The sequence below is a fragment of the Amantichitinum ursilacus genome, assembly GCF_001294205.1.
Classification (GTDB): Bacteria; Pseudomonadota; Gammaproteobacteria; order Burkholderiales; family Chitinibacteraceae; genus Amantichitinum; species Amantichitinum ursilacus.
This window is the reverse complement of record NZ_LAQT01000032.1, coordinates 1-12,488: the sequence shown is the minus strand read 5'-3', so window position 1 is coordinate 12,488 and position 12,488 is coordinate 1. Positions and strand designations below refer to the sequence as shown.

Below are 12,488 nucleotides of genomic sequence, written 5' to 3'. Positions count from 1 at the left end.
ACTTAGTGCGCGACCTTTTGCGCTTGCATCACGCCGGCAGCCTGGTCGTAGTAAAAGTAATCGGACTTGTTGGACTTCAGCCAATCGATCTTTTGCCGAGTCGCGGCCGGGACGAAACACAGCATGTGTTCGCTGTCGCCAACGCACTGCGCGGCGGCGCTGGTGTCTTCCGGCCAGCTCATCGTCTGCCAGAATTTGCGTCGTTCAGCATCGCTCAATGAATGTGCTGCCTGAGCGGTCTCGCCGGGGGCTACGGAACGGAGCTGGTATTGCGCGCCGTCCTTTTTGATTTCCCAGACGGGTTCGTCTTTGCGTTGGGTAAAGTCGTGCCCGAACTGACCCACCAGCGGGTTGTTGTCGGCCAGGCAGAACGCCGAGGCCGCAAACAGCAGCGAGGTCATGATAATGCGCGGCCTGTTCATAACGTCAGTTCTCGTAATAGACCTGGATGGCATTGACCACCGCTTTATTGTTTTTATATTTGTTTTTTACCGAAGCGATATCTTGATCGACCGTGCCGCACTTCAGCTTTTTCATCTCACGGAAGGTCTGCTTGTCCGCGGCCGAATTATCGCCGTTGATTTCACCGCTGAAATGATTGCAGCTAACGCCGCGGTCCAGCGTTGCGGCGGCGTCTTTGGGCAAGGTCTTGAGTACTTTGTCGTAATTGGCCCACGGGTCGGTTTCCGCGCGGGCGTTGAGGGACAAAGACAGGCTGGCGAGCAATAACGCAGAAATCAGTGCTGATCGGGGCATCGCGGCAAAGGCTCCATGGTAGGGCCGATTGCGAGGATGTTTGAAGAGGCGCTGGCGAGAGGCGGTACAAGGGCCAGCGTTTTGCCACGCAGACGGCGGACGTAAAAACAGCGAGTCCGAGAACTCGCTGCATTTAACTTTCATATTCTGGTCGGGGTGAGAGGATTCGAACCTCCGGCCTCTACGTCCCGAACGTAGCGCTCTACCAGGCTAAGCTACACCCCGAATTCTTGCGAAATAAAACTGCGTCAATCGCGAAGAGCCCGGATTATTACAGTCGGGCTTTCAAGCTGTCAACTGTTTCGGGAAATTGCGATATCGGCCAGCATCAGCATGGCCTGGCGGGCCGGGTTGTCGGGGATATTCGCCAGTTCGGCCTTGGCGCGAGCGGCTTCTTCGGCGGCGATTTTGCGGGCGTATTCCAATGCGCCGGTCGCGGCAATGGCGCGCGAGACGTCGTCAAAGCGGTCGCGGCTGGCTTCGGTCAGCGCTTCGCGTACGGCCTGCGCATGCTCGGGCGCGCCGTGTTGCATCACGTAGATCAGCGGCAGCGTGGGCTTGCCTTCGGCCAGGTCGTCGCCCAGGTTCTTGCCGATTTCGTCGGTCTGGCCGGAGTAATCGAGCACGTCATCGATAATCTGGAACGCGGTGCCCAGATGCATGCCGTAGCGGGCAAATGCCGCTTCGGTATCGGCGTCGGCCCCCGACAGAATTGCGCCCAGGCGGGTGGCGGCTTCGAACAGCTTGGCGGTTTTGTACTGGATAACGTGCAGGTAGCCTGCTTCATCGATATCAATATTGCCGATATTCATCAGCTGCAGCACTTCGCCTTCCGCGATGATGTTGGTGGCTTCGGCCAGCACTTGCATCACGCGCATCGAACCCACCGACACCATCATCTGGAACGAGCGGGTATAGACAAAGTCGCCCACCAGCACGCTGGCGGCGTTGCCGAACACGGCATTGGCGGTATCACGGCCGCGGCGCAGGCTGGATTCGTCCACGACGTCGTCATGCAGCAGCGTGGCGGTGTGGATAAATTCGATGACGGCTGCGAGCGTGCGGTGATGTTCGCCCTGATAGCCCAGCGCTTCGGCCGACAGCAACACCAGCATGGGGCGCAGACGCTTGCCGCCCGAGGCCACAATGTATTCCGCGACCTGGCGGACCAGCACTACATCGGAATAGAGCTGTTTGCGGATCAAGGCATCGACCTGGTTCATGTTCTGGTCGACTACCGATTTGACAAACTCCATTGCCACGAGCGCCTCGCTTTGCGTATCTGATAAAAAAGGTGAGAGATAAAGCCGCCGGGATATTAACACGATTCAAGCGGCGGACGGCTTGCAAGGCGGGTTTACGTTGGCCCGGTCTGGCGCTGGCCAGGGGGCAACATCAGGGGCTGGCGCTGGGCATGGAGTTGGCCAGGACCCGGCTGACCAAGCCGTCGGCGACGTAGCGCGTCCCTGGCATATCACTTTGGTCGGTGGGTCCAGACCCACCCTATGCGGCGGCGGGCTGGGTGGCTGCAACCGTCCATTTGGCCTAAGTGATTGACCGGGAAAGAAAGATTGCGTATATTCGCCGATTCCTTCGCGTGGGCGGAGGGCTGTGCCGTTCGCGGCATGGTTTTTTTGGGTGCAAACTCTTTGGAGCTTGTTAAATGTATGCAGTCGTAAAAACCGGTGGCAAGCAGTACAAAGTTGTCATTGGCGAAAAACTTAAAGTAGAACAGATTGCTGCAGACATCGACAGCCAGATCGTACTGAATGAAGTATTGATGGTGGCAAACGGTGACGCAGTGACGATCGGGACCCCTGTGGTCGCCGGCGCTTCCATCAAGGCAACCGTGGTTTCCCACGGTCGTGGCGAAAAGGTTCGCATCTTCAAGATGCGTCGCCGTAAGCACTACCAGAAGCACGCAGGCCATCGCCAGAACTACACTGAAATCCGCATCGATTCGATCGACGCGTAATCTGTCAGGAGCTAAAACACCATGGCACACAAAAAAGCAGGCGGTAGTTCGCGCAACGGTCGCGACTCACAGGCCAAGCGTCTTGGCGTGAAGGTATACGGCGGTGAGCTGATCAACGCTGGTTCCATCATCATCCGCCAACGCGGTACTGAATTTCATCCGGGCGAGAACGTCGGCATGGGCAAAGACCATACCCTGTTCGCACTGGTTGATGGTTACGTGCAATTTGCGATCAAGGGCGCGCAAAAGCGTCGCACCGTGATCGTGACCCCGTACGTTGGCGAAGAAGCGCAAGCCTAAGGCTTTAGCGACCTCGCAGCTTGAAAGCCCTATCCTCGGATAGGGCTTTTTTCTTTTGTAAGAGGCTCAAGTTTGCAGGCGTAGTTACAAGCTGCCTCTTGCTCTTGATCAATATGGCTCTATCTTTATCGAGTTAAAGCCGCGGGCGCTGCCCGTTTTTGATCCGCTACGACCAGGGCGCCTGTCGCACATAACGCGACGGGTGTGGTGTCTTACTGCGCGCACCTTGCCCATACGCTCACACAAGAGTCCCAACATGAAATTTATTGACGAAGCCAGAATTGAAGTACTCGCCGGCAAGGGCGGCAAGGGGTCGGCCAGTATGCGCCGCGAAAAATTCATCCCCCGCGGTGGTCCGGATGGCGGTGATGGCGGTCGGGGCGGCAGTGTGTGGGCGGTGGCAGATGAAGACATCAACACCCTCGTCGACTATCGCTTTGTAAAACGTTACAAGGCGCAAGACGGTGAATCGGGCCGCGGCGCCGATTGCTACGGCAAGGCCGGCGACGAAGTCGAACTGCGCATGCCGGTCGGCACGGTCATCATGGATGCCGAAACCGACGAAGTGCTGGCTGATTTAACCCATGACGGCCAACGCGTGGTCATCGCCAAGGGCGGCAAGGGCGGCTGGGGCAATATCCATTTCAAATCGTCGATCAACCGCGCGCCGCGTCAAACCACGCCGGGCGAGCCAGGCGAAACCCGCACCATCAAGCTTGAGCTGAAAGTGCTCGCTGATGTGGGCCTGCTGGGCATGCCCAATGCCGGCAAATCCACCTTTATCCGCGCTGTATCGGCTGCACGCCCGAAAGTGGCGGATTATCCGTTTACCACGCTGCACCCCAATCTGGGCGTGGTGCGTATCGATGACAACCGCAGCTTTGTGGTGGCTGATATCCCCGGTCTGATCGAAGGCGCCGCCGATGGCGCGGGCCTGGGCCATCGCTTCCTCAAGCATTTGCAACGTACTGGCGTATTGCTGCATCTGGTGGATCTGGCGCCGTTTAGCGAAGAAACCGATCCGGTGGCCGAAGCCAAAGCCATCGTCGAAGAACTGCGCAAATACGATGAGAACCTGTACAACAAGCCGCGCTGGCTGGTGCTCAACAAGCTGGACATGATCCCGGAAGAAGAGCGCGACGCGCGCGTCAAAGCCTTCCTTGATGCCTATGGTTGGGACCAGACCCCGCAAGACGAATACGCCGCGTTCGATCCGGCCCGTCCGCGTCTGTTTACCATTTCTGGCCTGACTGGCGATGGCACGCGCGAACTGACCTGGGCGATCATGGATTACCTGGATGCCGTGCGCGAACTGAAGAAAGAAGCCGCGCGCGCCAATGTGGTACCTATCCCAGAAATCGCGCCGCACAATATTTGCGAAGGTCTGACGCCGGAAGAATGTGCCCGCGCGCTGGCCCACGTGGATGGCGACGATAACTGAGCAAGCGCCACGCCTGGCGTGGCTGATTCTTGCGCATGACCACCCGCAGCAACTGGGCCGCTTGCTTAAGCGACTGGCGGGTGGCCGTTGCTACGTGCATGTGGATGCGCGTGCTTCGGCCCAGACTTTTGCCGCAATGCAGGCCGCTGTGCCTGCTGGCATGGACGTTCAGTTCATCGCCCGCCGCCCCTGCTACTGGGGCGGTTTCTCTCTGGTTTCTGCCACCCTCGATTTAATGCGCGCCGCGCTGGCCGATGGCTGTGCCTGGGCGACGTTGTTGTCGGGCGCGGATTATCCGCTGCAGACACACACAGACATCGCCCGTTTCCTCGCCGCGCAAACCACCGACGGCTTTATCGATATCCGCACCGAAGCACAGTTTGACGTGCGCTATCGCTGGCAAACCTGGCATCCGCAAAGCTGGCACGGCAAGCCGATCGGCAAGCTGTGGCAAAAGCTGCAGCGCGCGGTGCAACGACTGGGGTGGCGGCGCTATCCGCCGGTGGCCGTGCCGCAGATTTTTGCGGGCTCGCAATGGTGGACGCTGTCGGCTCCGGCTTGCCGCGCCCTCCTGGCGTTTTGCGAACAGCATCCCGAAGTACTGCGCTTTTTTGCCCGCACCGCCGTGCCGGACGAAATGTTTTTCCAGAGCGTGCTGATGCAGACCTCGTTTGCACCGCGCGTGCTGCGTAATAATCTGCGGCTGATTCGTTGGCAAGACGGGGCGTGGTCGCCCTATACCTGGCAAGACGGCGATATTCCTGAGCTTCTAGCCAGCCCGGCGCTGTTGGCGCGCAAGTTTGCCCCCGACGGCCGCGTGACCACCGCGCTGGATCAGGCGCTCGATGGCATCCGCAATGCGACGCCAGATCGCCAGCCGTCGTAGAATGCCGCTTTCCTCGTTTTACCTCGCGGTTGCATGTTGAATCCAGATTCCCCCTTTGCTGATTTTTTTCAGCCCGGCGTCGACCCGGCTGATCTCGGACCGCTGGCCGGGCTGCTGCGTGCGCGTCCGTATCTGGATGCGTTGATCACGCTGTTTCGCGGTGGCGAAGACGAAGTCATGGTGCGGCTGCTGATCCTGCGTGAGATTGGCTCGCGCGCCGAAGCGCCACGCTGGAGCCCGCAAGAGCTGGAAAGCCATTTCAGTTATATCAATGCCATCAAGCGCGACACCGTGTTAAAGCGGCTGCGCGATAACGGCTTGCTGGTGTGGGATAGCGACGAAGGGTTGTACGGCCTGTCCGAACCGGGCCGCGTGGCCTTGGCAGCGGTGGCCACGCTGACGCAATTTGCCGATGGCGATGCCGAACTCGGCTATCTGACCGCGCAAGTGGCAGCGGGCCAGGCTGTGGGCAATATCTCGACCGAATCGCTGCAGCATTTGCAGGCGCGGCTGACCGAATTGCATGGCGATTTTGAGCAAGCGCTTGAATCGCAATCCGAACATCAGATCCGCAGCGCGCGCGCCAAGCTAGATAGCGTGTGGAAGTGGGTGGAAAAGGGCACCGAAGTGGTCCGCGCCGTGCTCGAAGACGAATCGGGCGAGCGCCGCGTGCAGCAAATTGCACAAGCCATCGCGCTGTCGCAAGGCCGCATGCTTAATATGACCGGCGTATTCCAGCGCCGCCTGGCCGAACTGGCGGCGCAACGCGTGCATCTGGGCCAGTCCGGGCTGACCTCGACCAATGTGTCGGACTGGCTGCGCGGCCGCTCGCAAGAACAACTGGCCGATCTGGGCCGCGATCTACTCAGTTTTCATCCCGAGCCCGCCTTTGCGGTTTCGGATTTGCTGCTGGACGTAACCGAATTTGAAATCCTTGAGCGCGAACGCGTTGAGGAGATCGTCAGCGAGCTGCCCGCTTCGGAAGAATCGCCCAATGTCAGCGCCGCTGAAGCCGAGCGCCTGTGGCATGCCGAAGAACTGTTTGAGCTGCTGCAAAACATCAAGCTCGAAACGCCGCTCACCGACGCCGTGCTGGCCGATACCTATGCCGAAACCGCCTATCGTCTGTCGCTGTTGTCGCTGCTGGGTGACCGCGAGGCCGCGCTGGAGCAAAGCATCGTCGCCGACCTGGTCAAGCTGCCGCTGGCGTTTGAGACCGATGATGTTGTCGACCTGATTGATCACCCCGAAGTGGCTGCGCTCACGCGTGGCCGGCTTAAGCCGCTCTGACCAGGTACCCGTTATGGATCAAGCTTTAAATATTCTGCTGGCGCGCCTGTTCGCCCACCGTTTTATTCCGCGCAAAGACCCGCTGGCGCGTCGCGCGCTGGTCGACGAAGTATTTCGCGACATGCTCGACCGGCGTCTGGACGATTGCGGCATGCAATTGCTGGAGAACCCGTACGCCGAGCACATCGCCATCGGCCTTAAACCCGAGATGGAAGACTGGGTGTTTGGCGAAGGCGATAACTGGCTGTCCAACAATATGGGTCTGCCGCGCGATGCGATCGCTTTGCTGGTGATTGTGTGGGCGCTGATCATTCTGCCCAAGCGCGAGCGCCAGATTGCGCGCGCCAGCAAGAACGGCGGCCAGTCCGATCTGTTTGGCTCGGAGAAGCCCATTGCGCGCGGCGAAGAAGTGGCGCTGGGCGTGCCGGAAGACGCCATCTACGCCGACTTTGGCAAAAAGCTGGGCGGCAAATCGCGCTTTTCGATGAACCTGGGCCAACTGGCCAAGCTCGGCTTTGTGGTCCGCCGCAACAAGATGATCCACGAAGGCCCGATGCTCGATCTGATGATCGACTACGCCAGACTGGCGCCGCGCATTATCGAAGGCGCGATGGCCGAAGTACTTGATCTGTCGGGCACGCAATTGGCGCTCGACGTTGCCACTGTTGATTCCTCCGCATCTGGAGAAGACCTGTAAATGTTCCAGATTCGTGAACTCGAAATGATCCACTGGGATTTCTGGCGCGCCATCAAGGTGCCGCTGGATGCCCAGATTGTCACCATCGTTGGCCCCAATGGCTCCGGCAAAACCACCTTGCTGGATGCGCTGCGCACGTTGCTGGCGCTCAAATGCTCGGGCCGGCGCGATTACAAACGCTATGTGCGCAATAACCGTGAGAACAACGCGTGGCTGCGCGGCGTGGTATCCAACCCGCGTCGCCAGGGCGGTGGGCTGTTTCCGTATCTGTTTTTCCCGGCCACCTCTGAAGTCGTCACCTTGTTTTGCCGTATTAAAAAGCAGGGCGGTGATTGGGTGCGCCAGTACGCAATTGCCGAAGGCGATGTCACGCTGGATGCGCAAACCGAGCTGACCGTGCAGTGGCTGGGCGTTAACGAATACAAACGTCGGCTGGAACAAGCCGGCCTGACGCCCGCGATTGCCGAAGTGTTGGCGCTGGAGCAGGGCGACACCGACAAGCTGTGCGAATACTCGCCCAAGGCGCTGCTTGAGCTGGTGTTCCAGGTGTTTGGCGACAAGCAGGTGCTCGACCATTACGCCGAAGCCAAATTGCGTCTGAAGGAAGCCGAGGGCGAACTCGGCAAGATGGAACAGCAGCTTAGCCAATTGGGCCTGGACGTTGAACGTCTTAAATTGCGCGGCAACAACTATCTGGAATGGCAAGGCTTGCAGCGTGATATTGAAACGCTGGAGCAGCACGCCATCCCTGCGCTGAAGTACGTGGAGCAATGGGAAAGCCTGCGCGGCTATATCAACCAGTTCCGCGGCGCGCGCAAATCATTGCGCCAGAAGCAGGATGAACTGGACGCGCTGGATGCGCACTATCGCCACAGCGAAGCGGCGCAAGCCATTGCGGTGACGCATGAAGAAGCGGCGCGGATCGAAAACGATGCGGCTTATACGGTGTTCCAGTCGGCGCGCGATGCCGCGCGCGACAGCGAAAAAACCATGAAAGAGGCAGAACGCCTGCGCCAGCTGGCTGCCGCCGAAAACGGCGCCGATGGCGTGGCGTTGGCGGACCAACTGGCGCTGAAGCGTGAGCAAGCCAATCAACTGAAACAAACCATCCGCGTGCAAAAGGATGAACGCCAGCAACTGGCCGATATGAAGTTTGCGCTGGACCAGGGCCGGGCGCCGCATCCCGACTTTGTAAACCGCATGCGCGCGGCGCTGGACGAAGCGGGTATCCGCCATCAATTGCTGACCGAAATTGTGGAGGTGCGCGACAACACCTGGCAGGACGCGGTGGAAGCGTTGCTGGCCCCGTATCGCCACATCATTCTGCTGGACAAGCCGCAAGACCGGCAGCGCGCATTTGAACTGGGGCAGCAGCTTAAATACCGCCATTTCATCGTGCCGGATCGTGAGAAGGTGGGCCGCGCCAATGGCAATTCGATTCTTGAGATTGTCGACTTTAAGGCCGATGCGCCCGCATGGTTGGTGAGCCTGCTTAATCGCACGCAACGGGCGAAATCAGTGGCCGATGGCCAGCATCTGGATGGCGAGTGGATTACGCGCGATGGCTTTCATAAAGAACGCCGCGGTGCGCGCGATATCTCGGCTCGGCCCGGTGAATATGCGTTTGGCGAGGCAGCGCGGGTTTCGCGTCTGCAAGAATCCGCGCGTCGCTTGCGTGATCTGAACGAACAATTGCTGAAAGACGAGGCCTTGCTGGTTGAGCTGGAGCGCGATGCCTCGGCCCTGCAACAATCGTTGATGGGTATGCAGGCGGTGGTGCAGTTGGCCGCGCGCCAGGACGAATTTGCGGCCGTCGCAGAGCGTTGGCCCGAAGAACAACGTCGCGCCCAAGAAGCCGGCGCGGCGGTGGCGGCGGCGCAAGCCAGCTGGGACGAAGCGCGCAAGATTCGTGAAGACGGTCGCGTGCAATTCGAGAAACTGAAAGACCGGCGTGACCGCCTTAATGCCCACGTCAATGACGAGCTGAACCAGTTGTCGCGCCAACGCGATGAGCAAAGCCGCCGCATCCGCGATCTGCGCAACGCCAAAGCCGGCATGCCGCCCGAAATGCGTAGCAGCGCCAGCTTGCGCGCCTACAAGGACAAATATGGTGGTCTGAGCGAAGCGCGCCATATGATCGAGCGCGAGCGCGAGCGGCTGGCGCAAGCCGATTGGGAAACCGATCAGACCGTGCTATTGCGTCGTGACAAGCTGGGCGAGGATTACCACGCGCTGGAACGCGACACCCAACTGCATCGCAACGAAGTCGAACGCACCGCGCAACTGACCGATGAAGCGCGCGCCGCGTATATCAACAAGCTGAAAGCGACGGTGCGTACCTATGGCCGCAATCTGAAGCGGCTGGGCGAATTGTCGGGCATTGATGTCGAAACCGATCTGCCGCAACTGGAAAACGATGACACCGTGCTGGCGCAAGCGGGCCTGACCGTACGCTTCAACTTTGACCAGAAAGGCATGATGGGGCTGAACGATGGCGAGGCCTCGGGCGGGCAGCAGGTGATGAAGTCGTTGATCATGCTGATCAGCCTGATGATGGACGACGCCAACCCGTCTGGCTTTGTGTTTATCGACGAGCCGTTTGCGCATCTGGATATCTTTAACATTGATCGTGTGGGCGGTTTCTTGAAAGCCACCCAGGCGCAATATCTGATTACCACGCCGCTGACGCACAACACCAACGTCTACGGCCCAAGCGATCTGACGCTGACTACGCGCAAAAAGCAGGCTGGCGAAATCTGGGCGCCTGCGATTGCGCAAACGCGGCGTCGCGCCAAGGCGGCGGTCTGATCCTGGACGGCCGTGCGGACGATACCCACGCTGAAGCTTGCTATCCTGCAGCCATCAACGTAGGGAAGGAGTACCGTGGATGGCGATGACGGCCGAGCAGTTTCGCGCGTTTTGCGCGGCGCAACCGGGGGCCACGACCGATATCAAGTGGCAGACCAACGAGGTCTACAGCATCGGCGCAAAGATGTTTGCCATTTATGGCCTGAACAGTGGCTCGGTCTGCATCAAGGTCGAGCCTGACCGTTTTCTGGAACTAACCGATCGCCCCGGTGTGCGGCCCGCGCCGTATTTGGGGCGTTATTACTGGATTGCGCTGGATACGCCCGCCGCCATTCCGGATGACTTGCTGGCTGAACTGATCCAGCATTCTTATTTTCTGGTGCGGCGCAAATTGCCTGCCGCCCTTAGACGTACCCTGCCGTAGCCTGGCTGCGGCGTACTGGATTTGCACATCATGACTGAAAAGAAAACCCTGAAACTGCCACCACGCGTTGCGCCGACTGCGGATGCGCCGTCGCGTAAACCGGCACGGCCGGGCGCACAGCAAGCCGACCACGCCCGCAAGACGGGTGCGGCGGCCAGCGGCGGCAAGCGTCCGGACGCTGAAGCCGAGCGCGCACCGCGCGTGTTTGGCGAGCGTAAAGCCGATGACCGCGGCGGTCGCGGCCGGGATAGTCGCGACGGGTTTTCGCATACCGGCCGGCGACCCGCCGCAGTATCAAGCCGGGGCACGGGCAGCGGTGGCGTGGTGGCGGCTTCTAATACATTGCGGCCCAACCAGTTTGATTGGACCGCCATCCAGCAATACTACGCACCGTGCCCGCGCGGGCTGGAACAGTTGCTGGCCGATGAACTGGCCAACCTGGGCGCGCAAGATATCGATGTTAAAGAAGGCGGCGTGGGTTTCCGCGGCCTGATTGACCTGATGTACCTGGCCAACCTGCATTCGCGCATCGCCAGCCGCATTCTGTTGCGCCTGGATGAACGCGCGTATCGCAGCGAGGCCGATCTATATCGTCTGGGCACCCGTACCGACTGGCCTGCGTTGTTTAATGTGGAACGCACCATCAAGGTCTCGGTGACGGCGCAACGCAGTAATCTGCGCAGCCTGGATTTTATTGCATTGAAAGTAAAAGACGCGGTGTGCGATATCTTCCGCGATGCCTGCGGCGAGCGCCCCAGTGTGGATACGCATGCGCCGGATGTGCGTATCCATATCTTTATGACCGATCGCCTGGCGACGCTCTATATAGATACCTCGGGTGAATCGCTGTTCAAACGTGGTTATCGCCAGGAAAGCGTAGATGCGCCGTTGCGCGAAAATCTGGCGGCGGGTTTGTTGTTGCTGTCGGGCTGGAATGGTCACGAAGCGTTGCATGATCCCATGTGCGGCAGCGGCACCTTCCTGATTGAAGCCGCCCAGATTGCATTGGGCCTGGCGCCGGGGCGTTTGCGCCGCTTTGGCTTTGAAGGTCTGTCGGGCTTTGATGCGCAGAAATGGGATGGCTACCGTGAACAGGCGCGTGGCGCTGCGCGTGAAACATTGAGCGCACCGATCACGGGACGTGATCGGGATGCCGTTGCGGTTGAAAGCGCGCGCCATAATCTGGTCGCAGCCGGGCTGGATCATTTGGTGGACGTGCAGCAAGGCGACCTGCGTGATACCGAACAAGCGCCCGCAGCCGAAGGCGTGCTGATCGCCAACCCGCCGTATGGCGTGCGTCTGGAAGAACTGGATGCGCTGGCGGAGTTTTATCCGGAGCTGGGCAATGTGCTTAAACAGCAATTCAGCGGCTGGCGTGCCTGGCTGCTGACAGGCGATCTGCGCCTGCCCAAACTGATCCGCCTGACGCCGTCGCGCCGTCTTCCTATATATAACGGTGCACTGGATTGCCGCTTTTATGAGTTCAAGCTGGTGGCAGGGTCCAATCGTTAATCCATTTGCTTAATTTATAGGCAAATTGATATGCAAAAGCCGCTCACCCGAGCGGCTTTTCAGTTTTATGGCGTTTAAATGGCGTTTAAAGCAGGTTTTATACGAATGTTTTAACCGTCTGGTCGAGACCGATTTGGTCGGATTCAGAATTGCCTTCAAAAATCTTTAACAAAGATTTGCTGGCGGATCAGGGGTTTAAGGATTCGGGAGAAGATTTTTGCAGAGCAGGTGTTGACGGTCTGCAGGGTGGTGGGTATAGTTCGGTTTCTCCGCTGCAGACACACAGCGAAACAGCGAAAACGAAGAGTTTAGCAGGTTCCAAGTGTCTGGTGGCAACGATCTTTAACAAAATACAGCCGATGAGTGTGAGTGCTTGGGAAAGACAAACAAGCATTCGCG

The 12,488-nt window shown here is 59.2% G+C and carries 13 protein-coding genes and 1 tRNA gene; 10 read left to right on the top strand and 4 right to left on the bottom strand.

From position 1 onward, the window contains the following. Window positions 1–2: 2 nt before the first annotated feature. The 4 genes from WG78_RS18350 to ispB all read right to left on the bottom strand — a co-directional run bounded on the left by WG78_RS18350 (window position 3) and on the right by ispB (window position 2,012). The gene (locus WG78_RS18350; RefSeq protein WP_152969289.1) at window positions 3–401 is read right to left on the bottom strand and encodes a hypothetical protein; all 399 of its coding nucleotides are present in this window, start codon (window positions 399–401) and stop codon (window positions 3–5) included. A gap of 25 nt (window positions 402–426) precedes the next feature. After that, the gene (locus WG78_RS18345; protein ID WP_152969288.1) at window positions 427–756 is read right to left on the bottom strand and encodes a hypothetical protein; all 330 of its coding nucleotides are present in this window, start codon (window positions 754–756) and stop codon (window positions 427–429) included. A 148-nt stretch (window positions 757–904) separates the two neighbouring features. Beyond that, window positions 905–981 (bottom strand) — tRNA-Pro (locus tag WG78_RS18340). Between the two features lie 68 nt (window positions 982–1,049). Further along, window positions 1,050–2,012, bottom strand: a complete 963-nt coding sequence (gene ispB, locus WG78_RS18335) for an octaprenyl diphosphate synthase (protein ID WP_053939291.1) — start codon at window positions 2,010–2,012, stop codon at window positions 1,050–1,052. A 407-nt stretch (window positions 2,013–2,419) separates the two neighbouring features. Between ispB and rplU the strand changes: the two genes are divergently transcribed. From rplU to WG78_RS23190, 10 genes are all read left to right on the top strand, one after another. After that, entirely contained in the window at window positions 2,420–2,731 is a 312-nt protein-coding gene (rplU, locus tag WG78_RS18330; protein WP_053939290.1) for a 50S ribosomal protein L21, read from the top strand. Between the two features lie 21 nt (window positions 2,732–2,752). After that, a complete protein-coding gene (gene rpmA, locus WG78_RS18325; RefSeq protein ID WP_053939289.1) occupies window positions 2,753–3,031 on the top strand; it encodes a 50S ribosomal protein L27 in 279 nt (92 codons plus the stop codon). 256 nt (window positions 3,032–3,287) lie between these two features. After that, window positions 3,288–4,472 (top strand): GTPase ObgE, encoded by a 1,185-nt coding sequence (gene obgE, locus WG78_RS18320; RefSeq protein ID WP_083459357.1) that lies wholly within the window; start codon window positions 3,288–3,290, stop codon window positions 4,470–4,472. Further along, window positions 4,456–5,358, top strand: coding sequence for a beta-1,6-N-acetylglucosaminyltransferase (locus tag WG78_RS18315; protein ID WP_053939288.1), 903 nt, complete (start codon window positions 4,456–4,458; stop codon window positions 5,356–5,358). Before obgE ends, WG78_RS18315 begins: the two co-directional genes overlap by 17 nt. 33 nt (window positions 5,359–5,391) lie before the next feature. Continuing rightward, window positions 5,392–6,648, top strand: coding sequence for a hypothetical protein (locus WG78_RS18310; protein WP_053939287.1), 1,257 nt, complete (start codon window positions 5,392–5,394; stop codon window positions 6,646–6,648). Between the two features lie 13 nt (window positions 6,649–6,661). Next, on the top strand, window positions 6,662–7,345 hold the full coding sequence (locus WG78_RS18305) for a hypothetical protein (RefSeq protein WP_053939286.1): 684 nt from the start codon (window positions 6,662–6,664) through the stop codon (window positions 7,343–7,345). Next, window positions 7,346–10,153 (top strand): AAA family ATPase, encoded by a 2,808-nt coding sequence (locus WG78_RS18300; RefSeq protein ID WP_053939285.1) that lies wholly within the window; start codon window positions 7,346–7,348, stop codon window positions 10,151–10,153. Window positions 10,154–10,232: 79 nt separating this feature from the next. Beyond that, window positions 10,233–10,577: an MmcQ/YjbR family DNA-binding protein gene (locus tag WG78_RS18295; protein WP_083459355.1), complete on the top strand. Its 345-nt coding sequence runs from the start codon at window positions 10,233–10,235 to the stop codon at window positions 10,575–10,577. Between the two features lie 30 nt (window positions 10,578–10,607). Continuing rightward, window positions 10,608–12,089 carry a THUMP domain-containing class I SAM-dependent RNA methyltransferase gene (locus WG78_RS18290; RefSeq protein WP_169788471.1) on the top strand — a complete coding sequence of 494 codons (1,482 nt, stop codon included), beginning with the start codon at window positions 10,608–10,610 and terminating at the stop codon, window positions 12,087–12,089. A gap of 149 nt (window positions 12,090–12,238) precedes the next feature. Next, window positions 12,239–12,488, top strand: a 250-nt coding sequence (locus WG78_RS23190) for a hypothetical protein (RefSeq protein ID WP_236692076.1), incomplete at its 3' end; no start/stop codon positions are given.